Genomic DNA, 16,220 nt, shown 5'->3' with positions numbered 1-16,220 from the left:
CCCGCCAGCGACGAGCTGGGGCTAGGCGTGCCCAGCCGTCTGCATCTGCCGCAGCTCTTTCTTCAGGTCCCCGACCTCGTCGCGTAGCCTCGCGGCGAGCTCGAAGTGCAGGTCAGCCGCAGCCGAGTGCATCTGGTCGGTGAGCTGACCGATCAGGTCGGTGAGGTCCTCGGCCGGCACTGCGGCAAGGCCGTCATGCCGGACAGGGGCGCCGCCCTTGGCCGTCTTGCCGCCCTTGCGCTTCTTGCCCGACTCCGCCAGGAGCGCCCGGGTATCGGCGTCCTCCTGGGCGATGGAATCGGTGATGTCAGCAATCCGCTTCCGCAGGGGCTGCGGATCAACCCCGTGCTTGAGGTTGTATGCCACCTGGATCTCACGACGTCGGTTGGTTTCGTCGATGGCTTTGGCCATCGAATCGGTGATCCGGTCCGCGTACATGTGCACCTCACCCGAGACGTTACGGGCCGCACGCCCGATGGTCTGGATCAGGGAGGTGGCGCTGCGCAGGAACCCTTCCTTGTCGGCGTCGAGGATGCTGACCAGCGACACTTCAGGAAGGTCAAGGCCTTCACGGAGCAGGTTGATGCCCACCAGGACGTCGAAAGTCCCGAGCCTCAACTCACGCAACAGCTCCACCCGGCGCAGGGTATCCACGTCTGAGTGCAGGTACTCAACCTTCACCCCATGTTCCAGCAGGTACCCGGTCAAATCTTCGGCCATCCGCTTGGTCAGGGTGGTGACGAGCACCCGCTCGTTCAGTTCCACCCGGGTGCGGATCTCCCCCAGCAGGTCATCGATCTGGCCCTTGCTGGGCTTGACCACCACCTCCGGGTCGATCAGACCGGTCGGCCGGATGATCTGCTGTACGTACCCATCCGACTTGCCCAGCTCATACTTCCCGGGGGTTGCCGAGAGGTAGACGGTCTGCCCGATCCGGTCCAGGAACTCGTCCCACTTGAGCGGCCGGTTGTCCATCGCGGAGGGGAGCCGGAACCCATGGTCCACCAGGGTGCGCTTCCGGGACATGTCACCTTCATACATGGCACCGATCTGCGGAATGGTCACGTGTGACTCGTCGACTACCAGCAGGAAGTCGTCGGGGAAGTAGTCGAGCAGGCAGTGCGACGCCGAGCCCGGACCGCGGCCGTCGATGTGTCGGGAGTAGTTCTCGATCCCGTTGCAGAACCCCATCTGCTGCATCATTTCGAGGTCATAGGTCGTCCGCATCCGCAACCGCTGGGCTTCGACCAGTTTGTTCTGCGACTCCAGCTCGTCCAGGCGGACCCGGAGCTCATCCTCGATCTGCTTGACCGCCCGGTTCATGCGCTCGGGGCCCGCGACATAGTGCGACGCCGGGAACACATACATTTCGGTCTCTTCCCTGACGATTTCACCGGTCAGCGGGTGCAGGGTGTAGATCTTCTCGACCTCGTCGCCGAAGAACTCAATGCGAAGCGCCAGTTCCTCATACATGGGGATGATTTCGACGGTGTCGCCACGCACCCTGAAGGTGCCCCGGTGGAAGTCGATGTCGTTGCGGGTGTACTGCATTGACACGAACTTCCGCAGCAAATCGTCGCGGTTCATCTGCTGGCCGGTTTCCAGTGTGACCATCCCGGCAACATATTCTTCGGGGGTGCCCAGACCATAGATGCAGGACACGGTGGCCACCACGATCACGTCCCGGCGGGTCAGCAGGGCGTTGGTGGCGGAATGCCGGAGCCGTTCCACTTCCTCGTTGACCGAGGAGTCCTTCTCGATGAAGGTGTCCGTCTGGGGAACGTAGGCTTCCGGCTGGTAGTAATCGTAATACGAGACGAAGTATTCGACCGCGTTGTTGGGCAGCAGTTCGCGGAACTCGTTCGCCAGCTGCGCCGCGAGGGTCTTGTTCTGCACCATCACGAGCGTGGGCCGCTGGACCTGTTCGATCAGCCACGCAGTCGTCGCGCTCTTGCCGGTACCGGTGGCGCCCAGCAGCACCACGTCCTTCTCGCCCGCCTTGACGCGTTCACTGAGTTCGGCAATCGCGGCAGGCTGGTCACCGGCAGGCTTGAATTCGCTGATCACTTCGAAAGGGGCTACCACCCGTTTAATTTCCTGCGCAAGGCTCATATAAATACGTTAGACCCTCCCCCGGACAATCAGCGTCCTGAATGGGGCAACTTAGCCGACGGCAGAAGAGGGCTGAGCAGTCCAGCCAGTGTCGGCAATCCAGCGTTTCAGCAGCGGATCTGCGACGGTGGTGAACCATTTCTCCTTGCACTCCGCGTAGCCCTCGGTAGTCGCATCCCGGGTGTGCTGGGCCGCACACCGCTCCTTCTCCGCCTGGTACTGGGCCGCGGCGCCCGGGTCGGAGCGCAGCCAGTCCCTGAACGACAGGGCATACCGCCATCCAGGCGAACCCTCAACCCGAACATGAAGGTTAACCGCGCGACCAGGGTCGGCGTTGGCGTGCAGACGCTTCCCCCATCGGGAGGGGTCGGGAACGTCCTGTTTGGGTTCATCCCGTGTGATGCCTTCGAGCAGCGGAAACCCTGCTGCGACCAGCTTTCCGGCAATCGCGTCGGCGTCTTCAAGGGTCGCGACGGTGACCTGCAGGTCGAGGACATCCTTGGCGGCCAACCCGGGCACAGCGGTCGACCCGATATGGTCGACCGCCAGCACCAGGGGATCAACCAGACGCACCCTGCCCATGATCCGTCCGGCCTGTTCGGGCCAGTCGTCGCGGGAAGGCACCAGTTGCGGGCCACCACTGCGTGCGGCCCGAACGCCGCGCAACAGGTTGTGGTTGAAGGGCACCAGTCGTTCGTCCCAGAGGCGGTCGACGGCGGCCAGCAGATCCTGTGGGGTGCTGTCGTTGACGAGGACGACGTCGGCGGCTGCCTTCCGCTCGGCACGCGTGGCTTGCGCACCAATCCGGGCCCGCGCGTCGTCGTCGCTCATTCCCCGGAGGCGGGTCAGCCGCTCGATCCGGACGCTGTCGGGAGCGTCGACCACCACCACCAAATGGAACTGGTGCTGCTGGCCGGTCTCCACCAACAAGGGAATATCCTGCACGACGACGGCGTCCGGGGGCGCAGCCGCCGTCAGCTCACGGGCGCGTTCCCGCACCAACGGGTGGATGATCGAATTCAACGTCATCCGGCGGGACGGGTCACCGAAAATGGCTGCCGCCAGCGCCGGCCGATCCAGGCTACCGTCCGGAAGCAGCACCTCCTCACCGAATTCGGCGGCCACGGCTGCCAGCCCGGCCGATCCTGGTTCCACGGCCGCGCGGGCCAGCACATCGGCGTCGACCAGCACCGCGCCGAGCTCTGCCAGCCTTGAGGCGACAAGTGATTTCCCTGCTGCGATCCCGCCGGTGAGGCCAATTCTGAGCATGTCCCCACCCTAATACGTGGGATGTGCCCGCCGCCCTCCAGATGCCTGGCTCCACGGCAGTCCTCGGCGATCCTCGGCAGGCGGGGTACGGGTGCTCCCCCGCTGGCAGGCCCGGTGAGCAGGACCGTCCCTGCTCCCCGAGCCTGCTCGTCACTGGGACATTTGCGCTGGCGCAACCTCCCGCCCACTAGACTGGGGCCGGTGAATGACAGTGGAATAATCGGCTACACAACGGTCCGGGGCGAGCACCGCCACGAGACCGATGTGCGTCGGTCACGCTTCATCACTGTCGTCCGGCGGATTGCCAGCGAGGACGAGGCACGGTTGCTCCTCACCGAGCTGCGCCGGGAGTTCCACGACGCGCGCCACCATTGCAGCGCCGTCGTGCTGGGTCCTGATCGGTCGGTCCAGCGCGCCAACGACGACGGCGAGCCGTCGGGTACCGCCGGTGCCCCCATGCTGGACGCCATCCTCAAACGCGACAATGCCGATGGCGAGGCTGACCTGAGCGACGTCGCGGTGGTGGTGGTCCGCAATTTCGGTGGAGTGTTGCTTGGTGCTGGCGGACTGGTTCGCGCCTATTCCGACGCTGTCTCCCAGGCGCTGGACTCGGCGCCACGTGTCCGACGACGACTGTTGCAGCTCCTGGCGGTCCCGGTGGCTCACACCGACGCGGGGCGGGTCGAAAACGAGCTCCGCAACGCAGGCGTCGACGTCCTGGGAACCGACTATCCGGCGGAACGGGCCACCATCCGGGTGGCCATACCGGCCGGGAACGCATCGATCGACGAGTTTCGCGCCCGCCTCGCCTCACTGACCGCCGGCCAGTCCGGCGCCCAACTACTCGACCTGAAATGGGTGGACTGTGACTGACTTTTCCTTTGACAACCTTCGACGGGCTCCCGACGTCGAGGCCCCGAACCTCTTTGCATTCGACGCCACCGATCGGCTCCTCCTCGACACCGCCGGCNGCGGCGATCACCGCCGACCGGGACGGCGTCGTCGTCATTGGGGACCACTACGGTGCGCTCACTCTCGGCGCCGCCGCGCTGCATGGGGCACACTCGATTCGCACCCACCAGGACCCGGTCTCCGGTGAGCTCGCGTTGACAGCCAATGCGCACACCGCTGGCCTGGCCGCGGCCTTCTCACACTATCCGCTCAACGAGGCCCTGTTGGCTGGCGCCCGCACGGTCCTGCTGCAGCTGCCCAGGTCACTGGCCGCGCTGGATGAGATCGCGTGGACGATCGCCCGCTACGCGAGCCCGGACGTCACAGTGTTCGCCGGCGGCCGGGTCAAACACATGACCACCGCGATGAACGGCATTTTGGCCCGCCACTTCACCACTGTGGCTGCCGGACTGGCACGCCAGAAGTCCCGGATCCTGACGGCGTCGGCGCCCGTGGCCACCTCCGCCAGCGGGTTTCCGGTGGAGGAGAAGCACGACGTCGGCCTGCCCGCACCGCTGATCCTCAAGGCTTTCGGCAGCACCTTTGGTGGCGCCAAACTGGATGCGGGGACCCGGTACCTGCTCCCTGCCCTCTCCGCGACCCGAGCTGCGGGGCAGGCAATCGATCTGGGGTCGGGCAATGGCACGATTGCCGCCTATCTCGCCCTCACGCGGCCTGCGATGGAGGTTGTTGCAACGGACCAGTCAGCGTCAGCTGTTGCGTCTTCCCGTGCGACCGCCGATGCCAATGGTGTCGGCGACCGAATCACGGTCGTGCGGGATGATGCCCTGGCCTCGATGCCCGACTCATCAGCCGAGCTCATTGTGCTGAACCCGCCCTTTCACATGGAGGGCACCGTTCACTCCGGGATTGCCCTGAAGCTTTTCGCCGATGCCGGCCGGGTGCTCAAACCGGGAGGTGAACTCTGGACGGTCTGGAACAGCCACCTCCAGTATCGGACCCCGCTCGCCTCCATGGTTGGCCCCACCCGGCAGGCCGCCAGGAACCCGAAATTCACCGTCACAGTGTCCACCCGACGCTGAGGCAGCCGGTCCGGAAACCGGCCCCGTCACGCAATGATCAGTGAACTTACTTTCTGGAATATACTTCGGGAATGTCGACAGCTCAGCAGTCAGCCCCGTCCAAGCTAAAGCAGCCTCCGCCGCTGTGCCCGCAGCCGATCTGGCGGGTTCGACGTCGCCACTGCTCGACGTCGTCAACGCCACCGGGTTCGGGATCCCCGAGTGGATCTTCGGACTGGTGGCTCTCATCGCCGTCGCCAACGGGTCGCTGCTCACCATGATCATGGCAAGCCGGCTGACCTATGGGATGGCCGAACAAGGCCTGCTGCCATCGGTGCTGGGCCGGGTACTCCCCAACCGGCGCACACCGTGGGTCGCGATCATTGCGACCACCGTTGCCGCGATGATCCTCAGCAGCACCGGTGATCTGGCATCGCTGGCGGAGACGGTCGTGGTGCTGCTGCTGTTCGTGTTCCTCAGCACCAACATCGCCGTGCTGGTGCTTCGCAAGGACCGGGTGGACCACCAGCACTTCCAGATTCCGGTGATCTTTCCCTACCTGGCGATCGCGTCCTGTGTCCTGCTCATGACGCAGCAGAGCGCCGACATCTGGTTACGCGCGGGAATCCTGGTGGCTATTGGCCTGGTGCTGTATGCGATTCAACACCGCACGACCCGCCGCTCCGCCCCGGACCGCACCGCGGACTCCGACCGAGAAGTGAAGCACTGACCGATGCGCGTCACGACCGCACTCGGCAAGGGGTTCGCCAGCCTGTTCGCTACGATGAAAGCCGTAAGGCCGCAGCGTCCTATTCACCCCGACGGCGTTTGGCTCACCGGGACACTCACCCGGACCGGGCCACCTGTTTCCAGCGGCATATCCTGGATCGACGGCACCGGCCAGGACCCGATCCAGGCGCGGCTGTCCCGCTCGGTCGGGCTACCGCGCTGGAGCCCTGACATTCTTGGCCTGGCCTTACGGGTCCCCCACGGGTCTGACCACTTTGATGTGCTGCTCGCATCCACCGGTGCGTCATTTCCCGCCCGGTTCGTCCTGCTCCCGCAGCGGAATGTCCAAGCCGCCAAATTCACGTCAATGATGCCGTACAAGGGCGGGAAGTCAGCCGTTCTGCTGGCGGCTTTTCCTCTTGACCCGAGTGGCCGGATGCCAGCCACGCCTGCCGGGCTCCGTGTGGGATTGGCGAAGCGTCCCCTGGAACTGGCCCTGTGCTTCAGCCGTCCCCTGGGTGATTGGACCCGGTTCGGCACTCTGGTGCTGACCCTGGAAGAGCTTGAGCCGGTGCTGGTGGCACGGGGCGGTGATCCGACGGGTTTGCGTTTTGACCCGGTCCGGCGCCCGCTGCCCGGATCCGAAACCTATGCCTGGACCCGGGCGCTCCGGGAACCGTCCTATGCCGAAGCCAGGGTTGCACCGGGCCACGCGCTCCCGGGTTCAGACTCACGCTGAGCAGCCCCCTCTGGTGCGTGCGCCCGAACACGGCAGGCAAAACGCGAGACTGAACGAAATTGGGCGCGAAAAAGGCCCCCACCATTGCGGTGGGGGCCTTTTCAGGTGCTAGTGCTGGACCTTAGTTGCCGGTCAGCTTTTCGCGCAGTGCGGCAAGTGCCTCGTCTGACGCGAGCGTACCCGTGCCGACGTTGCTGTTGCTGCTGGCGTTCGTGCTCTCAGTGGCGGCTGGCTCAGAGGAGTAGCTCGTGGAGCTTGACTCGACTGGCTCGTTGGCAGCAGCTGCATCGTCAGATGCGTGCTGCACAACCTGCTTCTTGTGAGCTTCCCAGCGTGACTGGGCTTCAGCGTACTGAGCTTCCCAGGTTGCGCGCTGAGAGTCGTAACCCTCGAGCCATTCGTTGGACTCTGGGTCGAAGCCCTCTGGGTACTTGTAGTTGCCTTCTTCGTCGTACTCGGCAGCCATACCGTACAGAGCCGGGTCAAACTCGGTGCTGTCGGCGTCGACGCCCTCGTTAGCCTGCTTGAGGGAGAGCGAGATCCGACGACGTTCGAGGTCGATGTCGATGACCTTGACGAACAGTTCGTCGCCAACCGAGACAACCTGCTCTGCCAGCTCCACGTGGCGGACTGCCAGCTCGGAGATGTGGACCAGGCCTTCGATGCCGTCTTCGACGCGAACGAATGCACCGAAGGGAACCAGCTTGGTGACCTTACCCGGAACAACCTGCCCGAGGGCGTGGGTGCGGGCGAAGGTCTGCCATGGATCTTCCTGGGTGGCCTTGAGCGACAGTGAGACACGCTCGCGGTCCAGGTCCACCTCGAGAACCTCGACGGTGACTTCCTGGCCAACTTCGACAACCTCGGAGGGGTGATCGATGTGCTTCCAGGACAGCTCGGAAACGTGAACGAGTCCGTCGACGCCGCCCAGGTCCACGAAGGCACCGAAGTTGACGATCGAGGAGACAACGCCCGGACGAACCTGGCCCTTTTCCAGCTTGTTGAGGAACGTGGAACGCACCTCGGACTGGGTCTGCTCGAGCCAGGCACGGCGGGACAGGACCACGTTGTTGCGGTTCTTGTCCAGCTCGATGATTTTCGCTTCGATCTTCTGACCGATGTAGGGAGCAAGATCGCGTACACGACGCATCTCAACCAAGGACGCGGGCAGGAAGCCGCGGAGGCCGATGTCGAGGATGAGTCCACCCTTGACAACTTCGATGACCGTACCGGTGACGACGCCGTCTTCTTCCTTGACCTTCTCGATATCGCCCCAGGCACGCTCGTACTGAGCGCGCTTCTTGGACAGGATCAGTCGGCCTTCTTTGTCCTCTTTGGTGAGCACCAGTGCTTCGACCTGATCGCCAACGGAGACAACGTCTCCGGGATCAACGTCGTGCTTGATGGACAGCTCACGGGAAGGGATAACACCCTCGGTCTTGTAACCGATGTCGAGCAGAACTTCGTCGCGGTCAACCTTGACTACCGTTCCTTCAACGAGGTCTCCGTCGTTGAAGTACTTGATGGTGGCGTCAATGGCTGCGAGGAAGTCCTCAGCGGTGCCGATGTCGTTGATCGCGACCTGCGGTGCACCTGGCTTCTCGGTGGTGGTGATGGTCATGTAGTTGGGACTCCGTTGTGGATGATTAGTTGATCCGGAGAGCGACGCCTGGGCAACAGGAAACTCTGCTGATTCAGATGGAGCTCGTCCGGAAGTGGACTTTTGGAGAGAAAACGACTTACCTGATGCTGCTTGGCAACCCGTTTCGCAGTGCGCATTACACGCCCGTCTAGTCTAGCCGTTTGCGCCAACACAGGTCAAAGCGGCGGGCGACGCCGGGTGCCGGGTCAGAAGTGGGTAATGCAGTACGGATCGGTCGGGGTCTGGAAGATCCGGTCGACGACGGCGAGGCTCCCCTGTCCTGTGGGCCCCTGTTCGGTGAGGTGCCCGGCAGCGGCCAGGGTCCGGGCTGGAACGCCGCCCAGATACATCGACCCGAGAGCCGTGACATCGACGCGGAGCTGCGTGTCGGCGTCGTCGTCGAGTCGTGCCACCGACCCGGAGCCGTTCTCGACCGTCAACCGGAACCGGCCCGCGGCATAGCCGAGAGGATCCACGATTTCCAGGCTGACCGTTCCCGCACCCTGGTAACCCCGTGCTTCGAGGGCAGCAATGGGGTCGAGGATGCGCAGCCACAGGACATCCTCGTCGCCAATGAGTTTGTAGCAGCGACGATCCTGCAGGGCCCACGGCAGGGGGTCGTTCACGGGTGCCAGATCGAAGGTGATGCGCTGGACGAGGTCGATTGCGCCAAGGTAACGCCACAGCTCGAGGTAGGCGGCGTCGGAGACGGCGACCAGATCAACAATCTTCATCGTGTACGGGGTGGTCCCCCAGCCGGAGAATTTGTAGGACACGAACCCGTCGGGCCGGCCGTCGTCGTCGTAATGCACCGCGACGCGCACACCCTTGTCCTCGACGGGCCGTTCCTCGCCCCAGCGGCCGGAGGCACGCTGCGGGTAGGCGAACTGGCGTCCCACCGAACCGGTGGTGGCGTGATGGAACCGGGCGAAAATCTGTTCGGACAGTGCTGCCGCGGAGGCCGGTGCCACGATCTCGGTGACACCGAACGCCGGCGTGCGCAACGCGAACCGCTCCTTCACATCCACCTCGATGTTGCGGGTGAACGTTGCAGCACCGAAACCGAACCTGCCGTAGATGGTCGCCTCCGATGCGGTCAGCGCTGCGATGGCGAGACCTTTGGACGCGGCGGACTGCAGATCACTGGTCATCATGGTGCGCAGCAGCCCACGACGGCGGTGGGTGGGGCGCACGGTGACGGCAGTGATCTGGTGCGCGTCAAGCAACTGGCCGTTGCCGACGTTGAGGGAGTTGACCATGGTGGCGTAGGTGGCCACCGGAATGCTGGCATCCCACGCGTGTGCACTGGCAGCGTCGTCGTAGGCACCCCACAGGGTCCGGCTGTCGGAGGTGAACGCCGCGGCATAGGTGGCTAGATCCTCCGGCTCGGTGCGGGCTTCGTGGAAGCCGAACCGGACCGCTTCGAACCAGTGGGCCAGGGCACCGTCGGATGAGGAATCTGTCTCAGCGGTCACCGTGAAGGTGTCGATGCGCAGTGCGGATGGGGCGGCGGAGTCTTGGGTAGCGGTCACGATCCATCAGCCTAGTGTGGCGGAGCGCCCGGCACCAGTGAGCTGCCGGCCGCAGTGAACTCCCGGCACCAGTACGTACCCCCGGCCCCAGTGCGTAGCGCCCGGCACGACCGAGCGGGCCTGGGCTAGTGCGCGGCCTCGTGCCAGCTCGCTCCCACACCCACCGAGACGTCCAACGGAACCGTGAGGTCAGCCGCAGCCCCCATCTGCTCGCGCACCAGCAGCTCCATGGTGTCCCGCTCACCGGGCGCAATCTCGAGCACCAGCTCATCATGTACCTGGAGCAGCATGCGGGAGGAGAGACCCTGCCTGCGCAATTCGGCGTCGACGCCGAGCATCGCCTTCTTGATGATGTCGGCAGCCGAACCCTGGATGGGCGCGTTCAACGCCGCCCGTTCAGCCATTTCCCGCAACTGCCGGTTGTCGCTGGAAAGATCCGGCAGGTACCGGCGGCGGCCCTCGATGGTGGACGTGAACCCGTCGACCCGTGCCTGCTCCACGACACCGCGCAGGTAGTCGCGGACGGCGCCGAACCGGTCGAAGTAGTCGCCCATCAGGGTGCGGGCCTCGTCCACCGAAATGGCGAGCTGCTTGGAGAGTCCAAACGAGCTCAGACCGTAGACCAGGCCGTAGGACATCGCTTTCACCTTGGACCGCATCGCGCTGGTGACCTCGGCGGGTGCGACGCCGAAAATGTGGGCACCGACAAACCGGTGCAGGTCCTCCCCATCGCGGAACGCCTGGATGAGGCCCTCATCCCCGGACAGGTGCGCCATGATGCGCATTTCAATCTGCGAGTAGTCGGCGGTCATCAGGCAGTCAAAGCCGTCACCGACGACGAACACCTCGCGGATCCGCCGGCCTTCGTCGGAGCGCACCGGGATGTTCTGCAGGTTCGGGTTGGTCGAGGAGAGCCGTCCCGTGGCCGCGATGGTCTGGACGTACGTGGTGTGGATCCGGCCGTCGTCGGCCACTGACTTCCGCAGCCCCTCGACCGTCTGACGGAGTTTGGAGGCGTCCCTGTGAGCCAGGAGCTGTTCAAGGAACGGATGCCCGGTCTTCACGATCAGGTCAGTCAGCGCATCGGCGTCGGTTGAGTAGCCGGTCTTGATCTTCTTGGTCTTGGGCAGTTCAAGCTCGTCGAACAGGACCGCCTGCAGCTGCTTGGGCGACCCCAGGTTGATTTCCTTGCCGATGATCCTGAACGCCTCGGCGCTCGTGGTGCTCATGGTCGCCGAAAAATCATCAAACAACTGGTCCAACCGGTCCATCGCCACGGATACGCCGGTGAGCTCCATTTCCGCCAGCACCTCGGCCAGGGGCAGTTCGAGCCCGCCGAGCAACTGGTTGGCGCCCCGCTCCACCAGTTGGCCGGCGAAGTACTCGCTGAGCTGCAGGGCGGCGAAGGCGCGGGCGACGGCGGGGGACGCGACATCCTCGTCTTCCAGCTGGAGCGCGAGCTGCCCCCCGGTGGTCCCTGCGGCGGGCGCGATCGACATTTTCAGGTGCGATTGGCTCAGGTCCGCCAGATCGTAGGCCCGACGGTCCGGCTGGATCAGGTACCCGGAGATGGCCGTGTCATCCACCACCCCGGCAAGTTTCAGCCCGCGCGCGGCGAGTAGTTTGTAGGCGGCTTTGAAGTCATGGGCCACCTTGGGTGCACTGAGGTCACCCAGCCAGCCGGCAAGCACCTGCTCAGCCTCAGCGTCGAGCGTCTCCAGATCCAGGTACGCCGCGGCGGTCGAGGTGACAATCGCCAGCCCGACGACGTCGTCGTTCCCGGTCGTTGACTGGGTCACCAGCTGGATGGCTGCGATGGCCTGGTTGGTCGCTTTGAACCATTCGGTCAGGTCGGCCGCGCTGGTCAGGACCACGTGCTCCGGCGGGGTCATTTCGTCGTGGGACTCGGCGGCGTCTTCTTCCCCGAACAGGTCGAAGAGGCGTTTGCGGAGGACGTTGAATTGGAGGGAGTCGAACAGCTCCTCGACGGCCGGGCGGTCGGGGGTCCTGGACACCATCGTGTCCAGCTCAACCGGCAGGTCCAGGTCAAGGTGCAACTGGTTCAGGCGGCGGTTGCGCTTCACCAGCTCGATGTGCTCCCGGAGCGAGTCCCCCACCTTCCCCTTGATGGCGTCGAGGTTCTCGAGGATGCCGTCCAGTCCGCCGTACAGCTTGATCCACTTGGCAGCAGTCTTGGGGCCCACTCCTGGGACTCCCGGCAGGTTGTCGGCGGTTTCCCCGACCAGCGCGGCCAGGTCGGAATACTTGTCCGGCGGGACGAGGTACTTCTCCTCCACAGCCTGCGCATCCATTTGCGGAATGTTGGTGACACCCTGCTTCGGATACAGCACGGTGACGCGGTCGTTGACCAGCTGGAAGGCATCGCGGTCACCGCTGACCACCTGAACGTCCCAGCCTTCGGCGGCGGCCCGAACCGAGAGGGTGGCGATGATGTCGTCGGCCTCGTACCCCTCCATCGACAGGGTGGGGATGTGCATCGCCTGCATCACCTTGATGATGAGGTCCACCTGGCCATGGAATTCCGTCGGCGTCTTCGCGCGGCCCGCCTTGTACTCGGTGTACTCCTCGGTCCTGAACGTTGGGGTGCTCAGGTCCAGTGCCACCGCCACATGGGTGGGCTTCTGGTCCCTGATCAGGTTGATCAGCATCGCCGTGAACCCGTAGACGGCATTGGTGTGCTGTCCCGTGTCGGTGGAGAAGTTCTCGGCCGGCAGGGCGTAGAACGCCCGGTAGGCCATCGAGTGGCCATCAATGACGAGGAGGCGATTACGGGATCCGTCGGCCGGCCCGGTGGCCGTCGGCGGAGCGTCAGTCAGAGTCGTGGCGGCTACGGGAACATCGGGTTTGGTTGTTTGACTCACAGGTGCCAGCCTAGTTCCCATGACCGACAATTACACTCCGGAGTCGTCCGGACAGGAACCGCCCGCCAACCCGTTCGCTGCCGAGCTGGCCGCCGCCGGTGTGCCTGAAGAGATGCACGACTGGCTCAGCGGCCACGGCATCGGTCGCCTCGCCGCGAAAATGGGAATTGTGTTCACCGAGATGACCGCTGGCCGGCTGGTTGCCACCATGCCGGTTGAAGGGAACGAACAGGTTGCCGGAATCCTCCACGGGGGCGCGCATCTGGTCCTGGCCGAGACGCTGGGCTCCTTCGCCGCAGGCCTGCACGCTGGCCGGGACCGCCAGGCGATGGGGATTGAGATCAGTGCAACCCATCACCGGTCGGCGTCGTCGGGCCTGGTTACCGGCACCGCGACAGCCGTCCATCTGGGCCGCACGCTGACCACCCACGAAGTGGTGATGACCGACGACGACGGCCGCCGGCTCTCCACCGCCCGGATCACCAACATCATCCGCGACCTCCGCTGACGAACCTGCTGACCCCGGCCGTAGACCGTCCAACCGGCCCCTGAAAGGGCCCCGAGGGAAAGGACCGCCGGTTGCAAGCGGCGGTCCTGACCCGGAGGGCCGTTTCTGATCGAAAGGGCCCCGTTTCTGCGCGAAAGTGCCCCGCCGCCCCCGAGTGGGTGAACTATTGCAGGGAGCATTGACAAGGTTCGAAAGTCTGAGGATGCTGGCATTCACAGCGGTTCACCGTTTCAGCGGATAGGGGGCGCCTCTCCCCGATGATGCAGGAAGTGGGGACGGGTATGTCTACGAGCATTCCGGTCCAATGGAATTTGAAATTGTTGGGGTACTGGCGTCTAGAACGTGAGCACCAGCCGGTCACTGTCGCGTTCCGGCAGCAGCGGCTCATCGCTGCGCTGGCCCTGCGCGGCGGCCGTCGACGAAGCTACATCGCGGGGCTCCTGTGGCCCGACCGTACCGATGCGCAAGCCTCGGGAAGCCTGCGTGCCTGCCTGTGGAACATTGCCCACCAGCTTCCCGGTCTCCTGCAGCCAGCCAGCGATCCGCTTGCCCTCGCCCCGGGAATTGTGATCGACGTCGACGAGCTGCTCGCCCGCGTGGATCGGGTCAACCGAACGGGCCTGCTCGACGTCGGTGCACTGGTAAGGGAGGGGCTGGCCGGTGACCTTCAGACGGCGGACCTCCTGCCGGGCTGGGATGAAGACTGGCTGCGGGTAGATCAGGACAGGCTCTTCAGGCAGCGGCTCGCCGCCTTGGAGGACCTGGCCAACGCCTACCTGGCTCAGGGCCAGCTCTCGCCCGCCCTCGACGCGGCGACGGCCGCTGTCGCGTTGGACCCGCTCCTGGAGAGCGTGCAACGGACGCTCTTGCGGATTCATCTGGCGGCTGGCAACCATGGTTCGGCAATCCGCAGCTATCGCACCTATCTGACGACCCTCAACCGGGAGTGCGGGGTCAGGCCGTCCACCCGGATCACGGACCTCATCCGTCCGCTGCTCCAGGCGCAGGAGCCCACAGTGCGCGCGGAACCAGCGCCCACCTTCAGCGCCATCCTGCACCCGTCCTTCGAGTAGGTCCAGCCATGTCAGAGCCTGCTGCCGGCCCGCAACCCCCGTTACCCCCTCCCCTCGCGCCACCGACGAACCGCACCTGGCGGGAACAGGCGATCACCACCGCCGCCCAGTTGCGGACCCTCGCGGAATGGGTCAGCCTCATCGACCCCCCAGCGGGGGCGCCGCCAGGCCAGGCCAGCGCGAAGACCGCCCTGGACCACGCAATCACGTGGCACCTCAACGAAGCGTCCACCGTCGCGGAGCAGAAGTCGCCGGCCATTCAGACCTCATTCAATGGAGCAGTGGTGGAACGGGTCCTCAGCCAACTTGACGCCGCGCAGGTGGCACTTCTGCTGCGGGCACCGTTGGACTACGTCCAGTCGCAACTGCCGGGGATCCAGGCGCACGCCCGGCAGCACCTGAAGCGGGGAGACCCGCACCGGGTCGCTGTCGAAGACGTCGTGGCAGCGTCACTTGGCACCCCCCTGGATGAATCCGGGCGGATGACCCTGGTGGCTGCGTTCAGGGCGTCGTGCCTCGAGTCCCGGGAGGAATTCTCGCGGGTGCGCAGCTTCCGCAACGTGCTCATCATGGGCGCGCTCGTCCTGACCGTACTGGCGACGGCCCTCGCCGTCGCTGGCTGGATCCGGCCGGAGGAGCTGCGGCTGTGTTTCGAACCAGCCGAGGGCGTTGCCTGCCCCACGGGCAACAGGCCCCGGCCCTGGGATGTGTTCTTCATCGAATCGTTCGGACTGATAGCGGCGGCCGTCTCAGGTGCCGCTTCGCTCCGCCATGTCAGGGGCACCTCGACCCCCTTCGGTCTCCCACTGGCCCTGGCAATTCTGAAGCTCCCCGCAGGTGCGCTGACGGCAGTACTGGGACTGCAGCTCATGCGCGGCGGCTTCGTCCCCGGGTTGAGCGATCTGGACAATCCCGCCCAGATCGTGGCCTGGGCGATCACCTTCGGCGCCGCCCAACAGTTGTTCACCGGGCTGGTGGACCGGCAGGCGCAAAACGTGCTCGACGACGTCGGCGGCAAAACCGGTGGCACCGCGAACACCAACGGGCCGTAGCCGACTGCGCGGCGCCAGCCGGGAGTGCGTCCCGGACGTCGCTGCTACTGGATGTCGCTGCTACCGGACGTCGCTGCTACTGGATGTCGCTGTCGGGCGGAGGCAGGAGGAAGCGAGTCTCACCGTCCACGGAGGACACCCCCTCGACCGCTTCCAGATCCGGCCGGCAGTTCTCCGGCGCTGAGCCGGTGATCATGCCCACGTTGCCGAGCACCCGGTCAACCTCCAACCCGCAGGACCGCAACTGTTCCGCGACCTCCTGGATCGCGGAACGATGCAGGTCATCAACGGTGACGGTGAAGATCATGACCCCTCATTCCTGCGGTGCCATCACCAGACCGGAGCCGACGTCGACCGATGCCTGCAGCAACCGTTGGCTCTCCTGAGCCATCAGGGACCACAGCTCTCGCCCCCGGTAGCCTGATGCCTGCGCCCAGAGGGCTGCGACTCCCGCAGCGTGCGGCGTGGCCATCGAGGTGCCGCTGATGGTGTTGTACCGGTCGGGCATCAGCCAGGACGAACGCACCTGGAAACCCGGGCCAGCCACATCCAATTGCCCGCCCCGGATGGGGAGCGTCCTCGCGGAGAAGAAGGCCATCTCGAGGTGCTGGTCCAGCGCGCCCACCGCCATGATGAACGGGCTGTTTGCGGGCGCCCCGACAAAGCCGAAGTCCCCTTGCCGGCGGTCCGCGCCGTTCCCGGCGGCGGC

At 65.1% G+C, this 16,220-nt stretch carries 13 protein-coding genes and 1 pseudogene; 7 read left to right on the top strand and 7 right to left on the bottom strand.

Annotation, left to right across the window (positions count from 1 at the left end):
- Window positions 1-21: 21 nt before the first annotated feature.
- Both uvrB and coaE read right to left on the bottom strand, forming a co-directional pair.
- Window positions 22-2,112 carry an excinuclease ABC subunit UvrB gene (gene uvrB / locus K728_RS22955; protein WP_024475593.1) on the bottom strand — a complete coding sequence of 697 codons (2,091 nt, stop codon included), beginning with the start codon at window positions 2,110-2,112 and terminating at the stop codon, window positions 22-24.
- Window positions 2,113-2,163: 51 nt separating this feature from the next.
- Window positions 2,164-3,381 carry a dephospho-CoA kinase gene (gene coaE / locus K728_RS22950; RefSeq protein WP_024475592.1) on the bottom strand — a complete coding sequence of 406 codons (1,218 nt, stop codon included), beginning with the start codon at window positions 3,379-3,381 and terminating at the stop codon, window positions 2,164-2,166.
- A 201-nt stretch (window positions 3,382-3,582) separates the two neighbouring features.
- Between coaE and K728_RS22945 the strand changes: the two genes are divergently transcribed.
- The 4 genes and pseudogenes from K728_RS22945 to K728_RS22930 all read left to right on the top strand — a co-directional run bounded on the left by K728_RS22945 (window position 3,583) and on the right by K728_RS22930 (window position 6,822).
- The gene (locus K728_RS22945) at window positions 3,583-4,254 is read left to right on the top strand and encodes an IMPACT family protein (protein WP_024475591.1); all 672 of its coding nucleotides are present in this window, start codon (window positions 3,583-3,585) and stop codon (window positions 4,252-4,254) included.
- Window positions 4,247-5,375: pseudogene (locus K728_RS22940) on the top strand (class I SAM-dependent methyltransferase). Before K728_RS22945 ends, K728_RS22940 begins: the two are co-directional and overlap by 8 nt.
- A gap of 124 nt (window positions 5,376-5,499) precedes the next feature.
- A complete protein-coding gene (locus K728_RS22935; RefSeq protein ID WP_337587478.1) occupies window positions 5,500-6,084 on the top strand; it encodes an APC family permease in 585 nt (194 codons plus the stop codon).
- A 3-nt stretch (window positions 6,085-6,087) separates the two neighbouring features.
- The gene (locus K728_RS22930) at window positions 6,088-6,822 is read left to right on the top strand and encodes a hypothetical protein (protein WP_024475589.1); all 735 of its coding nucleotides are present in this window, start codon (window positions 6,088-6,090) and stop codon (window positions 6,820-6,822) included.
- 121 nt (window positions 6,823-6,943) lie between these two features.
- On the opposite strand, the gene rpsA is transcribed toward K728_RS22930, so the two are convergent.
- From rpsA to polA, 3 genes are all read right to left on the bottom strand, one after another.
- The gene (gene rpsA, locus K728_RS22925) at window positions 6,944-8,443 is read right to left on the bottom strand and encodes a 30S ribosomal protein S1 (protein ID WP_019481442.1); all 1,500 of its coding nucleotides are present in this window, start codon (window positions 8,441-8,443) and stop codon (window positions 6,944-6,946) included.
- Between the two features lie 227 nt (window positions 8,444-8,670).
- On the bottom strand, window positions 8,671-9,996 hold the full coding sequence (locus K728_RS22920) for a GNAT family N-acetyltransferase (RefSeq protein ID WP_019481441.1): 1,326 nt from the start codon (window positions 9,994-9,996) through the stop codon (window positions 8,671-8,673).
- Between the two features lie 125 nt (window positions 9,997-10,121).
- Window positions 10,122-12,755, bottom strand: coding sequence for a DNA polymerase I (gene polA / locus K728_RS22915; RefSeq protein ID WP_024475588.1), 2,634 nt, complete (start codon window positions 12,753-12,755; stop codon window positions 10,122-10,124).
- A gap of 142 nt (window positions 12,756-12,897) precedes the next feature.
- Here polA and K728_RS22910 point away from each other — a divergent pair, with 142 nt between their 5' ends.
- From K728_RS22910 to K728_RS22900, 3 genes are all read left to right on the top strand, one after another.
- A complete protein-coding gene (locus K728_RS22910) occupies window positions 12,898-13,386 on the top strand; it encodes a PaaI family thioesterase (RefSeq protein ID WP_019481439.1) in 489 nt (162 codons plus the stop codon).
- 281 nt (window positions 13,387-13,667) lie between these two features.
- Entirely contained in the window at window positions 13,668-14,459 is a 792-nt protein-coding gene (locus K728_RS22905) for an AfsR/SARP family transcriptional regulator (protein WP_035746716.1), read from the top strand.
- Window positions 14,460-14,467: 8 nt separating this feature from the next.
- Window positions 14,468-15,511: a hypothetical protein gene (locus K728_RS22900; protein WP_024475586.1), complete on the top strand. Its 1,044-nt coding sequence runs from the start codon at window positions 14,468-14,470 to the stop codon at window positions 15,509-15,511.
- 76 nt (window positions 15,512-15,587) lie between these two features.
- Here the strand turns inward: K728_RS22900 and K728_RS22895 are convergent, their stop codons facing one another.
- Both K728_RS22895 and K728_RS22890 read right to left on the bottom strand, forming a co-directional pair.
- Window positions 15,588-15,818 (bottom strand): hypothetical protein, encoded by a 231-nt coding sequence (locus tag K728_RS22895; protein WP_024475585.1) that lies wholly within the window; start codon window positions 15,816-15,818, stop codon window positions 15,588-15,590.
- Between the two features lie 6 nt (window positions 15,819-15,824).
- A partial coding sequence (locus K728_RS22890; protein ID WP_035746715.1) for a S8 family serine peptidase occupies window positions 15,825-16,220 on the bottom strand: 396 nt, incomplete at its 5' end.

This window comes from Arthrobacter sp. CAL618 (assembly GCF_000468215.1).
Lineage (GTDB): Bacteria > Actinomycetota > Actinomycetes > Actinomycetales > Micrococcaceae > Arthrobacter_D.
Note: the sequence above shows the minus strand (reverse complement) of the source record. Positions and strands in the feature narration are given on the sequence as shown.

What these genes read in the sequence shown, in the direction of transcription:
- uvrB (WP_024475593.1), bottom strand. Translation starts at nt 2,112, where the DNA reads ATGAGCCTTGCGCAGGAAATTAAACGGGTGGTAGCCCCTTTCGAAGTG.
- coaE (WP_024475592.1), bottom strand. Translation starts at nt 3,381, where the DNA reads ATGCTCAGAATTGGCCTCACCGGCGGGATCGCAGCAGGGAAATCACTT.
- K728_RS22930 (WP_024475589.1), top strand. Translation starts at nt 6,088, where the DNA reads ATGCGCGTCACGACCGCACTCGGCAAGGGGTTCGCCAGCCTGTTCGCT.
- rpsA (WP_019481442.1), bottom strand. Translation starts at nt 8,443, where the DNA reads ATGACCATCACCACCACCGAGAAGCCAGGTGCACCGCAGGTCGCGATC.
- polA (WP_024475588.1), bottom strand. Translation starts at nt 12,755, where the DNA reads ATGGCCTACCGGGCGTTCTACGCCCTGCCGGCCGAGAACTTCTCCACC.
- K728_RS22910 (WP_019481439.1), top strand. Translation starts at nt 12,898, where the DNA reads ATGACCGACAATTACACTCCGGAGTCGTCCGGACAGGAACCGCCCGCC.
- K728_RS22905 (WP_035746716.1), top strand. Translation starts at nt 13,668, where the DNA reads ATGTCTACGAGCATTCCGGTCCAATGGAATTTGAAATTGTTGGGGTAC.
- K728_RS22900 (WP_024475586.1), top strand. Translation starts at nt 14,468, where the DNA reads ATGTCAGAGCCTGCTGCCGGCCCGCAACCCCCGTTACCCCCTCCCCTC.
- K728_RS22895 (WP_024475585.1), bottom strand. Translation starts at nt 15,818, where the DNA reads ATGATCTTCACCGTCACCGTTGATGACCTGCATCGTTCCGCGATCCAG.